General features: G+C 74.3%; 15 protein-coding genes and 1 riboswitch. Of the genes, 8 read left to right on the top strand and 7 right to left on the bottom strand.

The genetic code is table 11. The annotated features are described in order from the left end of the window. Positions 1 to 400: 400 nt before the first annotated feature. Positions 401 to 1,018, top strand: a complete 618-nt coding sequence (locus tag ACH4K1_RS09875; RefSeq protein ID WP_398088170.1) for a DUF4126 domain-containing protein — start codon at positions 401 to 403, stop codon at positions 1,016 to 1,018. 31 nt (positions 1,019 to 1,049) lie between these two features. Further along, positions 1,050 to 2,564 (top strand): phytoene desaturase family protein, encoded by a 1,515-nt coding sequence (locus ACH4K1_RS09870; protein WP_398088168.1) that lies wholly within the window; start codon positions 1,050 to 1,052, stop codon positions 2,562 to 2,564. Between the two features lie 97 nt (positions 2,565 to 2,661). On the opposite strand, the gene ACH4K1_RS09865 is transcribed toward ACH4K1_RS09870, so the two are convergent. From ACH4K1_RS09865 to ACH4K1_RS09840, 6 genes are all read right to left on the bottom strand, one after another. Continuing rightward, positions 2,662 to 3,549 (bottom strand): hypothetical protein, encoded by an 888-nt coding sequence (locus ACH4K1_RS09865; RefSeq protein ID WP_398088167.1) that lies wholly within the window; start codon positions 3,547 to 3,549, stop codon positions 2,662 to 2,664. Positions 3,550 to 3,598: 49 nt separating this feature from the next. Then, positions 3,599 to 4,516, bottom strand: coding sequence for a methylenetetrahydrofolate reductase [NAD(P)H] (metF, locus tag ACH4K1_RS09860; protein WP_398088165.1), 918 nt, complete (start codon positions 4,514 to 4,516; stop codon positions 3,599 to 3,601). Positions 4,517 to 4,638: 122 nt separating this feature from the next. Then, positions 4,639 to 5,289 carry a thiamine phosphate synthase gene (thiE, locus tag ACH4K1_RS09855; protein WP_398088164.1) on the bottom strand — a complete coding sequence of 217 codons (651 nt, stop codon included), beginning with the start codon at positions 5,287 to 5,289 and terminating at the stop codon, positions 4,639 to 4,641. 76 nt (positions 5,290 to 5,365) lie between these two features. Beyond that, positions 5,366 to 5,731, bottom strand: coding sequence for an Rv2175c family DNA-binding protein (locus ACH4K1_RS09850; protein WP_228994114.1), 366 nt, complete (start codon positions 5,729 to 5,731; stop codon positions 5,366 to 5,368). A gap of 100 nt (positions 5,732 to 5,831) precedes the next feature. Continuing rightward, complete coding sequence (locus tag ACH4K1_RS09845) at positions 5,832 to 7,067, bottom strand: NAD(P)/FAD-dependent oxidoreductase (RefSeq protein WP_398088162.1); 1,236 nt, start codon at positions 7,065 to 7,067, stop codon at positions 5,832 to 5,834. Positions 7,068 to 7,162: 95 nt separating this feature from the next. Further along, positions 7,163 to 7,504, bottom strand: coding sequence for a hypothetical protein (locus ACH4K1_RS09840; RefSeq protein WP_398088160.1), 342 nt, complete (start codon positions 7,502 to 7,504; stop codon positions 7,163 to 7,165). A 52-nt stretch (positions 7,505 to 7,556) separates the two neighbouring features. Beyond that, positions 7,557 to 7,669: riboswitch (TPP riboswitch) on the top strand. Here ACH4K1_RS09840 and thiO point away from each other — a divergent pair. From thiO to ACH4K1_RS09815, 5 genes are all read left to right on the top strand, one after another. After that, entirely contained in the window at positions 7,667 to 8,881 is a 1,215-nt protein-coding gene (gene thiO, locus ACH4K1_RS09835; RefSeq protein ID WP_398088159.1) for a glycine oxidase ThiO, read from the top strand. It overlaps the preceding riboswitch by 3 nt. Before the next feature lie 101 nt (positions 8,882 to 8,982). Next, complete coding sequence (thiS, locus tag ACH4K1_RS09830; RefSeq protein ID WP_398088412.1) at positions 8,983 to 9,195, top strand: sulfur carrier protein ThiS; 213 nt, start codon at positions 8,983 to 8,985, stop codon at positions 9,193 to 9,195. A 2-nt stretch (positions 9,196 to 9,197) separates the two neighbouring features. Next, positions 9,198 to 9,992, top strand: coding sequence for a thiazole synthase (locus ACH4K1_RS09825; RefSeq protein ID WP_398088157.1), 795 nt, complete (start codon positions 9,198 to 9,200; stop codon positions 9,990 to 9,992). Between the two features lie 180 nt (positions 9,993 to 10,172). After that, positions 10,173 to 12,098, top strand: coding sequence for a Stk1 family PASTA domain-containing Ser/Thr kinase (gene pknB, locus ACH4K1_RS09820; protein ID WP_398088156.1), 1,926 nt, complete (start codon positions 10,173 to 10,175; stop codon positions 12,096 to 12,098). Between the two features lie 6 nt (positions 12,099 to 12,104). Beyond that, a complete protein-coding gene (locus ACH4K1_RS09815; protein WP_398088154.1) occupies positions 12,105 to 12,977 on the top strand; it encodes a deoxyribonuclease IV in 873 nt (290 codons plus the stop codon). 3 nt (positions 12,978 to 12,980) lie between these two features. Here the strand turns inward: ACH4K1_RS09815 and ACH4K1_RS09810 are convergent, their stop codons facing one another. After that, entirely contained in the window at positions 12,981 to 13,616 is a 636-nt protein-coding gene (locus tag ACH4K1_RS09810; protein ID WP_398088153.1) for a sulfite oxidase-like oxidoreductase, read from the bottom strand. Positions 13,617 to 13,773: 157 nt separating this feature from the next. Here ACH4K1_RS09810 and bfr point away from each other — a divergent pair, with 157 nt between their 5' ends. Further along, complete coding sequence (gene bfr, locus ACH4K1_RS09805) at positions 13,774 to 14,253, top strand: bacterioferritin (RefSeq protein WP_073769369.1); 480 nt, start codon at positions 13,774 to 13,776, stop codon at positions 14,251 to 14,253. Positions 14,254 to 14,256: the final 3 nt, after the last annotated feature.

Raw genomic sequence — 14,256 nt, 5'->3', positions numbered from 1 at the left:
TCCGGCGCGCGGCCCCGCCCGGGAACCCGCCGGACGCCCTGCCGGGGCCCGGAGCACGTACGGCGACGTCGAAGACGCCGGCCGCCGGAGTCCGCGTCCCCCGTGGACTCCACCGCGCCGGCGTCTTCCGTACCTCCGGAAACCCGTTCCCCGTGACCCCGTATGCGTCCCCCGTGGTCCCCGGGCCCCCGTCGTGCACCCCCGTTGCGTCAGGGGGGCCGCCCCGTCCCGCCGCCCCGTGCCGGCGGTGTCGGCGCGGCGCCCCTTCCGTGGTCACCACTCTGCCGTCCGCGCCGGTCGGGCCCATCCGCGCGGGTACTCATCCGTGGTGCTAGGTACGGGTACTCAGAGCACCGCGCCGCACCCCGGCCGGGGCCCGGGGGCCGTTACGATCGACCGCGTGTCGGTCATACCCCTGGTGTTCACAAGCGGCTGGGCGAGCGGGATCAACGCGTACGCGGTGGTCCTGCTGCTCGGCCTGTTCGGCGCGACCGGCGTCTCCGACGAGGTGCCCGCGGCCCTCCAGCGCACCGACGTGCTGATCGTGGCCGGCGTGCTGTTCCTCTGCGAGGCGATCGCGGACAAGGTCCCCTACCTGGACTCCGTGTGGGACACGGCGCACACCGTGATCCGGCCGGTGGCCGGGGCGGTGGTGGCCGCGCTGCTGGCCGGGGAGAGCGGTTCCCTGCCCGAGGTGGCGGCCGGTGCGATCGGCGGGTCCACGGCGCTGGTGAGCCATCTGGTGAAGGCCGGGACGCGGATGGCCGTCAACACCTCCCCGGAACCGTTCAGCAACATCGGGATGAGCGTCGTCGAGGACCTCGGGGTCGCCGGGGTGATCACCTTCGCGGTCTTCAACCCCGTGGCGGCCGCCGTGATCGCGGCCGTGCTGCTGGTGCTCGGCATCGTCACCGTGCTCTTCCTCGCCTCCCGGATCCGCCGCTTCCTGCGCCGCCGGGCCGAGCGCCGGGAGGAGAGGCGCCCGGCCGGGTCGGGCGGGCCCCGGCCTCCCGGCTGAGCCGTCGCCGCCGGTCGGTAAAGTCACCGGCATGGCACGCATTGCGGTGATCGGCGCCGGTACGGGCGCCATGGCGGCGGCAGCCCGGCTCGCCGTCGCGGGCGAGAAGGTGACGGTCTACGAGCGGTCCGCGAGCTACGGCGGTTCGGTCGGCCGCCATGAGCACGAGGGCTTCGTCTTCGACACCGGGCCCGGACTCCTGCACCTCCCCGCCGTCCAGCGCGACCTCTTCGTGAAGACCGGCAAGGAGTCCCTGGAGCAGTGCGTGACGCTGGTCCAGGTCGATCCGGCGAGCCGCCACCTCTTCGCGGACGGCACGGACCTCTCCCTGCCCAACGCCTCCCGGGCCGGGGTGGCCGCCGCCCTGGACGGGGCGCTGGGCGCGGGCTCCGGGGCGCGGTGGAGCGACTTCATGGACCGGGCCCGGGACGCCTGGGACCGCTCGCGACGGCCGCTCCTGGAGGAGCCCCTGCGCCCCGACCACCGGGTGCTGGGGCGCGATCCGTACCCGGCCGTCCGGCAGCGCCGGCTGCTGCGCCCGGCCCGGCAGGCGGCCACGGTCGCGGAGATCGGCGCGTGGGAGCTGGCGGACGCCCGGCTGGCCGCCCTGCTCGACGGGTACGCCCTCGCCCACGGCCTGGACCCGCGCACCGCCCCCGCGAGCGCGGCGCTGCTGCCGTACATGGAGCAGACCTTCGGCAGCTGGTACGTCCTGGGCGGGATGCGTGAGCTGGCCCGCGCGGTGTACGAGCGGTGCGTGGCCCGCCGGGTGCGGTTCGTCTTCGGGGCCGAGGTGGTCCGGATCGTCGAGAAGGACGGCCGGGCGGCGGGCGTGGAGCTGGCGGACGGCGAGGTGGCCGAGGCCGAGCGGGTGGTGCTCGGGGTCCGGCCGCGCCCGGGGCTGGTGCCGGAGCGGCAGGTGTGGGGCGCGGACGACGTGACGGTCCGCCCGGGTGCGAGCGCGGGCGCGGCGGGCCGGTTCACGGTGCTGCTGTCGCTGCGCGGCGGCCGGGAGCCGGACGCGGTGCACCGGACCGTGGTGCACAGCGCCGAGGGGGCGGCGGAGCAGGAGGCCGTGTTCGGGGGCCGGGTCGCCGCGCACCCCACGGTGACGGTGCTGCGGCCCGACGATCCGGCGACCCGGCCCGACGCGGAGCACGAGGCGGTGACGCTCACCGCGACGGTGGCCCCGCAGGGCCCGGTGGACTGGCGGGACGCGGAGGTCCGGCGGGGGTTCGCGGACGTCCTGGTGGAGAGGGCGGCGGCGGTCGTTCCCGGGCTGCGGGAGCGGATCCTGCACACGGAGGTCCGCACCCCCGTGCACACCGAGGCGGAGACGGGGGCGGAGGGCGGTGCGGTGCCGCCGCCCGCGCTGGCCGGGGCGGCGGGGGCGTATCTGCACCCGGGCAACCCGACCCGGCTGCCGGGGCTGTACCTCGCGGGCGGCTGGGCGCACCCGGGCGGCGGGCTCGCGCACGCCGGGATGTCGGGGACGCTGGTGGCCGGGCTCGTGGTGGAGGGCGACGGCTTCCGGGGCTCCCGCTGAGCTCCCCGGGCCGCCGGGGGCCCGGGCGCTCTCGCCGCGCCGGACGCACACACCGCGCCGTCGGCCGGGGTCGTCCCCGGCCGGCGGCGCGTTTCGTTCAGTAGCGGTACTGCTCGTTCTGGCCGGTGTCGTAGCCGTTGCCGTACGGGGTGGGCCCGGCGGGCTGTTCCGGCGGCATCGGGGGGTACTGCTCGGCGTCGCGCTGCTGCGGAACCCAGACACCGCCGGGCGGGGTGTCCGCGGCGTACTGCTCCGATCCGTACTCCTGGCCGTAGGGGTCGGCGTGGTCCTGCCGGGCGCCCTGGCCGTCGTCGCCGTAACCGTCGTAACCGCCGTAGGAGGGGGTTCCGTTGGTGGGGCCGATGTACGGGTCGGAGTAGGCGGCGTAGCTCTGGCGGTCGGCGCCGTAGCCGTACGTTCCGGCGTAGGGGTCCTGGGCCGGCTGCTGTGCGTAGCCGCCGTAGGGGTCGTACGCGGCGTGCTGCGGCGGGGCCGGGAAGGCGGAGTCCTGGTCGTCGGCGCCGCCGGCGCCGTAGTCGGCGGTCCCGTGGACGCCGTACCGGCCGGTGTCGTCGGGCAGCGCCTGCGTCTCGTGGAGGGGCGGGGCGGTCGGAAACGCGTCGTGCCCGGCGGGCTCCCCGTCCGAGACCTCCAGGCCGGAGACCTCCAGGGTGGGCTCCTTCGTCGCGGCGCCCTTGCCGCCCGCCCTGCGCCGGCGGCTCTCCCCCGGATTGCCGCCCAGGGCCCACCCGGTGGAGAAGCCGCGCCGGAAGGACAGCGTCACGAAGGTCTGGCCGGCGGCGAAGGCGAGCGTCCCGATGACGATGACCGGGACCGAGGAGAGCAGCACCCCGGCCACCACACCGAGGAACCCGGCGAAGGCGAGGAGCCGCCAGCGCAGTCGCGCCTTGTACTGCAGAAGCACCTCGCCCAGCAGCCACAGGGCCACCAGACCGAATGCGATGTAGAGGACCGTCCAGCCCACGCCCGCCCCCTCCTGCGGCCGTAGCCGCGTCGGCGGCGGGTACGACCGGTCACGACTGCTTGTGCAGTCCGAGTTTCTCGTAGATTTCGAGCGTAGCCGTCGAGTTGTTGAGCGTGATGAAGTGCAGTCCGGGCACACCCTCGGACAGCAGCTCCGCGCAGAACTCCGTTGCGAACTCGATGCCAATGGAGCGTACAGCGGCCGGATCGTCCTTGGCGGCGAGGATGCGCTCTTTCAGCGGCTCGGGCACGGTCGCGTTGCTGAGCTGGGAGAACTTTTCCAATTGCTTGACGCTGGTGAGGGGCATGACCTCGGGGATCACCGGCGTTTCGCAACCCGCCGCGACCACGCGGTCACGCATGCGGAGGTAGTCCTGCGGGCGGAAGAACATCTGGGTGATCGCGTAGTCCGCGCCCGCCCGGCACTTGTCGACGAAATGTCCGATGTCCGTCTCCCAGTCGGTGGACCGGGGATGCATTTCGGGAAAGGCCGCGACGCCGACGCAGAAGTCGCCCGCCTCCTTGATGAGCCGCACCAGGTCGGCCGCGTACTTCACGCCCTGCGGGTGCTCGACCCACTCGCCCATCGGGTCGCCCGGCGGGTCGCCGCGGACCGCGAGGATGTTCCTGATGCCCGCGTCCGCGTACTGGCCGACCATGTTGCGCAGTTCGGCGATCGAGTGGTCGACCGCGGTGAGGTGGGCGACGGGGGTGAGCGTGGAGTCCGCCGCGATCTCCTGGGTGGCCTTGACCGTCCCGGCGCGGGTGGAGCCCCCGGCGCCGTAGGTCACGGAGACGAAGCTCGGCCGGACCGCCTCGACCCGGCGCAGCGCGTTCCAGAGGTTCCGCTCGCCCTTCTCCGTCTTGGGCGCCCAGAACTCGAAGGAGTACGACGTCTTGCCGGTCGCTAGCAGGTCACGCACGGTGCGCGCGTGGTCCGTCCTGGTGGAAGGTGTGCCGAGGGCCATGAGGGGAGGTTAACCAGCGCGTGGACGCTCCCCCAACCAGAGCGGGAAACTTTGTCTCGTTTTGCCGGACTGTTGTCCATCCCTCGGACAGCACTCCGGGACGCCCGCCGCCGGGGCGGGCCTCAGAGCGACCGCGCCCGGATGCGGCGGGCCAGCTCGGCGGTGGCGGCGGCCGGGTCGGCGGCCTCGGTGACGGCCCGGACGACGACGACGCGGCGGGCTCCGGCGTCCAGCACCTGGTCCAGGTTGCCCGCGTCGATCCCGCCGATCGCGAACCAGGGGCGCGGCTGGTCGAGCGAGGCCGCGTAGCGCACGAGGCCGAGGCCGGGGGCGTGGCGGCCGGGCTTGGTGGGGGTGGGCCAGCAGGGACCGGTGCAGAAGTAGTCCACGCCGTCCTGGGCGACGGCCGCGTCGACCTCGGCCTCGGCGTGCGTGGAGCGGCCGATCAGCCGCTCGGCGCCGATGACGGCGCGGGCGGCGGGGACGGGCAGGTCGCCCTGGCCGAGGTGGAGGACGTCGGCGCCGATGGCGTGGGCGACGTCGGCGCGGTCGTTCACCGCGAGGAGCTTGCCGTGCCGGCGGCAGGCGTCGGCGAAGACCGCGAGGTGCTCCAGCTCCTCGGCGGCCTCCATGCCCTTGTCCCGGAGCTGGACGATGTCGACGCCGGAGGCGAGCACCGCGTCCAGGAAGGCGGGCAGGTCGCCCCGGTCCTTGCGGGCGTCCGTGCAGAGGTAGAGCCGGGCGTCGGACAGCTGCTCGCGGGTCGTGGACATCGGTGGCGCTCCCCCGTGGTCGTGACGGTGCGCGGGCCGCTTCGGACGGCCCGCGCACCGCTTCCTGTCGGATCGGTCAGACGGCGAGCGCCTGGGCGCGGCGCTTCACCTCCGTCCCGCGATTCTCGCTCAGCGCCTGCGCGGGGGTGCCGGGCAGGGTCGGGTCGGGGGTGAAGAGCCACTCCAGCATCTCTTCGTCGGAGAAGCCGTCGTCCCTCAGGAGGGTCAGGGTGCCGGAGAGGCCCTTGACCACCTTGTCGCCGTCGATGAAGGCGGCGGGCACCTGGAGCGTCCGGTTCTCCCCACGGCGCACGGCGATGAGCTGGCCCTCCTTGACCAGCTGGCGCACGCGCGTCACCTCGATGTCGAGCATCTCGGCGATGTCGGGGAGGTGGAGCCAGGCAGGTACGAGAGCATCGGTCTTTGCGTCAATCTCGGTCACGAGGACAAGCGTGCCATCCAGGACCGACAGCCGGTAGCCGGGCCGACCGTACGGGGGCGGGGCCGCGGCGGGCCGGGGCCGCCCGGCGGGGCGGACTCCCTCAGAGGGCGGCGGACTTCAGGGGTACGGCCGGGTCGGCGGCCCTCTCCGGATCGAGGGCGGCCCCCGACTCGATGAGCCTGCGCCCCTGGGCGAGATCGCGCGGGCGGCCCACGGCCAGCACGGCGACCAGCGCGCCCCCGCGCAGCCAGCACACCGACCAGGCCGCGTCCGCGCCGTCGCCGCGCCACAGCAGGGTGTCGGCGTCCGCGTGGTGGCCGGCGTACTGGACGAAGCGCCCGAACTGCTCGGACCAGAAGTACGGGACGGGGTCGTGGACGGGCAGCGGCGCGCCGGTCCCGGCGGCCATGATCGAGGCGGCGGCGGTCCGCGGCCCCTGGAGGGCGTTGTCCCAGTGGTGGACCAGCAGGCGGGTTCCGTAGCGGGCGGAGGGGAAGGAGGCGCAGTCCCCGACCGCGTAGACGTCGGGCAGCGAGGTGCGCAGCGCGCTGTCGGCGGTGACCGAGCCGTCCGGGCCGAGCGCGACGCCGGAGCCGGCCAGCCAGCCGGTGGCGGGGCGCGCGCCGATGCCGACGACCACGGCCCCGGCGGGCAGCACCCGGCCGTCCGCGAGGACCACGGCCCCCTCCTCGACGCGGTCGACCCGGGCCCCGGTGAGGAGTTCGGCGCCGCTCTCGGCGTACCAGGCGGCCATCGGGGCGGTCACCTCGGCGGGCAGGGTTCCGGCGAGCGGGCGGGCGGCGGCCTCGACGACGGTGACCGCGCAGCCCGCGGCGCGGGCGGCGGTGGCGAACTCCGCGCCGATCCAGCCCGCCCCGACGACGACCACGTCGTGCTGCCGCGCCAGGACGGGCCGCAGCCGTGCGGCGTCGTCGAGCGTGCGCAGCAGATGGACGCCGGGCACGCCCTCGGCTCCGGGCAGGGCGACGGGCTCCGCGCCGGTCGCGATGATCAGGGCGTCGTAGGGGACGGGTCCGTCGACGGTGTCGAGCACGTGGTCGGCGGCGCGCAGGGCGGTGACGTCCAGGCCGAGGCGCAGGGTGACGCCCAGCGCCTCGAAGTCGACGTCGAACGCGGAGTCCTCGGCCTTGCCCAGCAGCACGGCCTTGGACAGCGGCGGCCGGTCGTAGGGCTGGTGGGGCTCGGCGCCGATCAGGGTGACGGGCCCGGTGAAGCCCGCCTCCCGCAGGGCGACCGCGCTCTGCACGCCGGCCATGCCCGCTCCGACGATCACGGCGTTCCGGGCGGGGCTCTTCTCCGTCTGCTGCTCGCTCACCTGTCCACCCTAACCACCTGACGAAGCGTCAGGGGGAGGGCCGCCGGAAGCGGCGGCGCCGGGACGCGGGCGGGCCGCAGCCGGGACGCCGCCCGTCAGGAAGGCAGCTCCTCCACCACGCTGGTCCCGTCGCCCTCCTGGGACTCCCACGCCCACCGCTCCTCCAGCCGCACCCGGCCGTCGGGAAGGCCGACGACGGTGGAGAGGCAGTGTCCGCAGGAGGTGGTTCCGTCCTGCCTGAGCTGGACGTAGCGGAAGTCGAGCGCGTCCCCGTCCCGGGTGCCGACGAGATGGCCGCGGACGACGTCGCCGCCCGCGTACTCGGCCCAGATCCGGCCGTCCTCCTCGTGGTACGCGAACCGGGTGCGGGTTCCGACCTGGCCGGGGGCCTGGTCGGCGACGGGCGCGAGGACGAGTCCGTCGAGCGAACGGGCCATGGCGGCTGCTCCCCTACTGGGCGGCGGGCGGCGGGGTTTAGGGTGGCCACGGTAGAACACTCGCGGGAGCCCGGACGCACCGGGCTGAGAGGGAGGCTGGCCGGCCTCCGACCGTACGAACCTGATCCGGATCATGCCGGCGAAGGGAGGGGCTGGACACCCATGCGCGTCTCGGGAAACACCCCCGGGGCCCCGGAAGGGGCCCTCGGGCCGAAAGGATCCGACGTCCTCGTCGTCGGGGGCGGCGTCATCGGCCTGGTCACCGCCTGGCGGGCCGCCCAGCGCGGGCTGACCGTGACCGTGGCCGATCCGGCTCCGGGCGGCGGGGCCGCCCGGGTCGCGGCGGGCATGCTGGCCGCCGTCACCGAACTGCACTACGGCGAGCAGATGCTGCTCGGCCTCAACCTCCTCTCCGCCGCCCGCTATCCGGCGTTCGTCGAGGAGCTGGAGGCGGCGAGCGGCCGGGACACCGGCTTCCGGACCTGCGGCACGCTCGCCGTGGCGCTGGACTCCGACGACCGGGCGCACCTGCGCGAACTGCACGCCCTCCAGGAGCGGTCGGGCCTGGAGTCGGTCTGGCTGAGCGGCCGTGAGTGCCGACGCCTGGAGCCGATGCTGGCCCCGGGCGTGCGGGGCGGCCTCCGGGTCGACGGCGACCACCAGGTGGACCCGCGCCGCCTCGCCGCGGCGCTGCTGACCGCGTGCGAGCGGGCCGGGGTCGCCTTCCGCCGGACGACCGCCGAGCGGCTCACCGTCGCCGGGGGCCGGGCGGGCGGGGCGCTGCTCGGTGACGGGACCGAGTTCGCGGCCGACCAGGTCGTCCTCGCGGCGGGCAGCCTCAGCGGCCGGCTCGCGGGGCTCCCGCCGGAGCTCGTACCGCCGGTGCGCCCGGTCAAGGGCCAGGTCCTGAGGCTCACCGTGCCCCCGGCGTACGCCCCCTTCCTCAGCCGCACCGTGCGCGCCGTGGTCCGGGGCGGCCACCTCTACCTGGTACCGCGGGAGAACGGCGAGCTGGTCGTCGGGGCCACCAGCGAGGAGATGGGCTGGGACACCACGGTCACCGCCGGAGGGGTCTACGAGCTGCTGCGCGACGCCCACGAGCTGGTGCCGGGGATCACGGAGCTGCCGCTGACCGAGACCCGGGCCGGTCTGCGGCCCGCCTCCCCGGACAACGCCCCGCTGCTCGGCCCGACCGCCCTGCCCGGTCTGCTGCTCGCCACCGGCCACCACCGCAACGGCGTGCTGCTGACGGCCGTGACCGGGGACGCGATGGCCGACGCGCTCACCACCGGCGAGCTGCCCGAGGCGGCCCGCCCCTTCTCCCCCGCCCGCTTCGAGGCCGCCGCCGCCCCCGTACCCCAGGAGCAGTCCGTATGACCCAGCAGTCCGCAGGACCGGAAGCCGCCACTGCCCGGACCGGCCCCGCGGCCGTCCCCGAAGCCGCCGCCGTGCCGGGAGCTGGCGTGCCCGAAGCTGGCGTGCCGGGAGCCGTCTCCGTCTCCGTGAACGGGGAGGTCCGGGCCGTTCCCGCCGGAACGGATCTGGGCGCCCTCGTCGCCACCCTGACGCGGGCCCCCGCCGGGGTCGCCGCCGCCGTCAACGAGAGCGTCGTCCCGCGCGGCCGGTGGGCCGCGACACCGCTCGGCGAGGGCGACCGCGTCGAGGTCCTGACCGCCGTCCAGGGAGGCTGACCGTGTCGGACGACGTCTTCACGCTGGGGCCCGCGACCTTCGGCTCCCGGCTGATCATGGGCACCGGCGGGGCGCCGAGCCTGGAGGTGCTGGAGCGTTCGCTGATCGCGTCGGGCACCGAGCTGACCACGGTCGCGATGCGCCGGCTGGACCCGACCGTCCGGGGTTCGGTGCTCTCGGTGCTGGAGCGGCTCTCCATCCAGGTCCTGCCGAACACCGCCGGCTGCTTCACGGCGGGCGAGGCGGTGCTGACCGCCCGGCTGGCCCGGGAGGCGCTCGGCACGGACTGGGTGAAGCTGGAGGTGATCGCCGACGAGCGGACCCTGCTGCCCGATCCGATCGAGCTGCTGGACGCGGCGGAGGCCCTGGTGGACGACGGGTTCGTGGTGCTTCCCTACACCAACGACGATCCGGTGCTGGCCCGGAAGCTGGAGGACGTGGGATGTGCGGCGATCATGCCGCTGGGCTCCCCCATCGGCTCCGGGCTCGGCATCCGCAACCCGCACAACTTCGAGCTGATCGTCGAGCGGGCCGGGGTGCCCGTGATTCTCGACGCGGGGGCCGGGACGGCCTCGGACGCGGCGCAGGCGATGGAGCTGGGGTGCGCGGCCGTGATGCTCGCCTCGGCGGTGACCCGGGCCCAGGAGCCCGAGCTGATGGCGGGTGCGATGCGTCACGCGGTGGAGGCCGGGCGGCTCGCGTACCGGGCCGGCCGGATTCCGCGCCGCCACTTCGCCGAGGCGTCCTCCCCGGCGGCCGGGCGGGCGGCGCTCGACCCGGAACGCCCGGCGTTCTGAGGCCCCCCCCCGCCTGCCGGGGCCTCCGGCGTTCCGGGGCGCCGGGCCCCGTCCGGTCAGCCTCCCCGCCCCGCGCCCCGCCCCACCTGGGGCGGGGCCCTGTCACGGATCGGCTGCAGAACGGCCCCGGGAACGCCCCGGCCCGTCCGGCGTGTCGGCGGCGGCTCGTAGACTCTCGGGGTGGACACGACCCTCCAGGACCCTCTCGTCGGGCAGCTGCTCGACGGCCGGTATCGCATTGAGGCGCGCATCGCCGTCGGCGGGATGGCCACGGTCTACCGGGCCGTGGACACCCGCCTGGACCGGGTGCTCGCCCTCAAGGTGATGCACCCGGCGCTCGCCACCGACGTCTCCTTCGTCGAGCGGTTCATCCGGGAGGCCAAGTCGGTGGCGCGCCTCGCGCACCCCAACGTGGTCGCGGTCTTCGACCAGGGCGCCCAGGGCGCGTACGTCTATCTGGCGATGGAGTACGTGGCGGGCTGCACCCTGCGGGACGTGCTGCGCGAGCGCGGGGCGCTGCAGCCCCGGGCGGCGCTGGACATCCTGGAGCCGGTCCTCGCCGCGCTCGGGGCGGCGCACCGGGCGGGGTTCGTGCACCGCGACATGAAGCCGGAGAACGTCCTCATAGGGGACGACGGCCGGGTGAAGGTCGCCGACTTCGGCCTGGTCAGGGCGGTCGGCACGGCCACCGACACCACCGGGTCGCTGCTGGGCACCGTGTCGTACCTGGCCCCCGAGCAGATCGAGCACGGTTCGGCCGACACCCGCAGCGACGTCTACGCCTGCGGGGTCGTGCTGTACGAGATGCTGACCGGCGCCAAGCCGCACACCGGCGAGAACGCCGCCCAGGTCATCTACCGGCACCTCAACTCCGACGTACCGCCCCCGTCCGCCGTGGTGCCGGGGCTCCCGGTGGCGCTGGACAGCCTGGTGGCGAGCGCGACCGCCCGCAACCCCGAGGTGCGCCCGCACGACGCGGTGCTGCTGCTGGCCGAGGCCCGCGAGGCCCGCGCCGGACTGTCCGAGGCCGAGCTGGACGCCGTACCGCCGCAGGCCCTGTCGGAGACCCACGACGGCGCGGAGGACCGTACCAGCGTGCTCCCGCGCGCCCTCCCGGCGGACGGCGCCGGGGCCGTGCACCGCACCAGCCGCCTGGAGACGCCGCCCGCGCGGCCCGCCCCCCGGCGGCCGCTGCTGCGGCGCGGGCCGTTCGGCGGACCGCACCGCACCCTGATCCTGGCGCTCGCCGCCGTCCTGCTGACGCTCGGCGTCGGCACCGGCGTCTGGTACATCAACTCCGGGCAGTTCACCCGGGTCCCCTCGCTGCTCGGCCAGACCCAGCAGGAGGCCGAGCGGCGGATCGCCGGGGCCGGACTCGGCCTCAAGGGCGTGGACCGGGTCTTCAGCGACAGCGTCGAGCGGGGCACGGTCGTGCGCAGCGACCCCGCGCCGGGCGACCGGATCCGGGGCAACGGCTCGGTGCGGCTCGTGATCTCCCGGGGCCCGGAGATCGTGCGGGTGCCCGACGTGGCGGGCAGCTCCCTCGCGGACGCCCGGCGCTCCCTGAAGAAGGTGGGCCTGGCCCCGGGCATGGTGACCAGGGAGTTCAGCGAGGACGTGGCGCGCGGCGAGGTGGTCCGTACGGAGCCCCGCGCGGGCGCCGACCGCCACCCGGACACGGCCGTGGCGCTCGTCGTCAGCAAGGGCGCCCCGATCGACGTGCCGGACGTCACCGGGCTCTCCGTGAAGGACGCCACCGCCGAGCTGGAGGCCGAGGGGCTCAAGGCCGAGGCGCTGCCCGGCCGGGTCCACTCCTCCGAGGCGGCGGGCGACGTCGCCGAGCAGTCCCCCGGCGAGGGGACCGAGGCCGCCGAGGGCGACACGGTCGAGCTGACCGTCTCCAAGGGCCCCCGCCTGCTGGACGTCCCGGACGTCACCGGACGGAACGTCGACGAGGCGCGGAGCACCCTGGAGGAGGCGGGCTTCGAGGTGGAGGTCGACCGGCCGTTCCTCTCCTTCAGCGACAAGGTCGCGAGCCAGTCCGTGGACGGCGGCGAGCGGGCCCCCGAGGGGTCCACGATCACCATCAAGACCAAGGGGTTCTAGAACCGCATGCACGCTCTGCGCAATCCGGTGGGCGGCCACGTCCCGGTGGCCGGCGGTCTCGCCAAGGTCGGTCTGGAGTACGCCCGGGAGCTGGCGGCGGAGGCCGTGCAGGTCTTCGTGGCCAACCCGCGCGGCTGGGCGACGCCCGCCGGGAACCCGGCGCAGGACGAGCTGTTCCGCGCCGGGTGCGCGGCGGCCTCGATCCCGGCGTACGTGCACGCCCCGTACCTGATCAACTTCGGCTCCCACACCGAGGCGACGGTGGAGAAGTCCGTGGACTCGCTGCGCCACTCGCTGCGGCGGGCCCGGGAGATCGGCGCGCGGGGCGTGGTGGTGCACACCGGTTCCGCGACCGGCGGGCGGCCGCGCGCGGAGGCGCTGGCGCAGGTGCGCGAGCACATGCTCCCGCTGCTGGACGAGCTGACCCGCGACGACGACCCGGACCTGCTGCTGGAGTCGACGGCCGGGCAGGGCTCCTCGCTCTGCTCACGGACCTGGGACTTCGGTCCGTACTTCGAGGCGCTGGACTCCCACCCGAAGCTGGGGATCTGTCTGGACACCTGCCACATCTACGCGGCGGGCCACGATCTGACCGGTCCGTCCGGGATGCGGCAGACGCTGGACCTGTTGGTGGGGACGGTCGGCGCGGGGCGGCTCAAGCTGATCCACGCCAACGACTCCAAGGACGTGGTGGGGGCGCACAAGGACCGGCACGAGAACATCGGGTCCGGTCGCATCGGGGCGGAGCCGTTCGGTGAGCTGTTCGCCCACCCGGCGACCGAGGGCGTGCCGCTGGTCATCGAGACGCCCGGCGGCAAGGAGGGGAACGCGGCGGACGTGGCCCGGCTGAAGGAGCTGCGCGGCGCACCCCGGCGGTGACGGCTACAGCTCGGGGCCGTCCCCGGGCTCTTCCTGGTAGGAGTAGCGCTGCTCGGACCAGGGGTCGCCGATGTTGTGGTAGCCCCGCTCCTCCCAGAAGCCCCGCCGGTCGGCCGTCATGTACTCGATGCCCCGGACCCATTTCGGGCCCTTCCACGCGTACAGGTGCGGGACGACGAGGCGGAGCGGGAAGCCGTGTTCGGCGGTGAGGAGTTCGCCGTCCTTATGGGTGGCGAAGAGGGCGTCTTCGGAGGCGAAGTCGGCCATGCGCAGGTTCGAGGAGAAGCCGTACTCGGCCCAGACCATCACATGGGTGGCCTCGGGGGCGGGCGGGGCCAGCTCCAGGACCGTACGGGCGGGGACGCCGCCCCATTCCGCGCCGAGCATGCTGAACTTCGTCACGCAGTGGAGGTCCGCGACGACCGAGGAGAACGGCAGCGCGGAGAATTCCTGGTGGTTCCAGCAGTGTTTGTCGCCGTCGGCGGTGGCCCCGAAGACCCGGAATTCCCACCGGTCGGGCTTGAACTTGGGAACGGGCCCGTAATGGGTGACCGGCCATCCGCGCTGCAGTCGCTGTCCCGGCGGAAGCTCCGACTGTTCTGCTGCTGCGCGATTCTCCCGGCTTTCCGGCTGACCCATGCCTCCATGGTGACAGACAGGCAGGGGTGGTCATGACCAGGACGGGCCCCATCGGGGCAACTCGCACTAAGCGTGCACTTACTGGACGGCCGCTGGGCGCGGTGCGAGGATCTGGCCGACTCGCCAGTTCGATCACCGGTTGGAAGGAGCCTTTGCCATGCAGGGCGACCCCGAGGTCCTTGAGTTTCTCAATGAGCAGCTGACTGCCGAATTGACCGCCATCAACCAGTACTTCCTGCACGCCAAGATGCAGGAGAACTTCGGATGGACCAAGCTCGCCAAGTACACCCGGGCCGAGTCCTTCGACGAGATGAAGCACGCCGAGGTCCTCACCGACCGGATCCTGTTCCTGGACGGGCTGCCCAACTACCAGCGCCTGTTCCACGTCCGGGTGGGGCAGACGGTCACCGAGATGTTCCAGGCGGACCGCCAGGTCGAGGTGGAGGCGATCGACCGCCTCAAGCGGGGTATCGAGGTGATGCGCGCCAAGGGCGACATCACCTCCGCGAACATCTTCGAGTCGATCCTGGCGGACGAGGAGCACCACATCGACTACCTCGACACGCAGCTGGAGCTGGTCGAGAAGCTCGGCGAGCCGCTCTACATCGCCCAGCTGATCGAGCAGCCGGAGAGCTGAGGG

It is taken from the genome of Streptomyces sp. NPDC017448, from assembly GCF_044330565.1.
Lineage (GTDB): Bacteria > Actinomycetota > Actinomycetes > Streptomycetales > Streptomycetaceae > Streptomyces.
The sequence above is the reverse complement of the archived record's forward strand: the minus strand, read 5'-3'. Positions and strand labels throughout refer to the sequence as shown.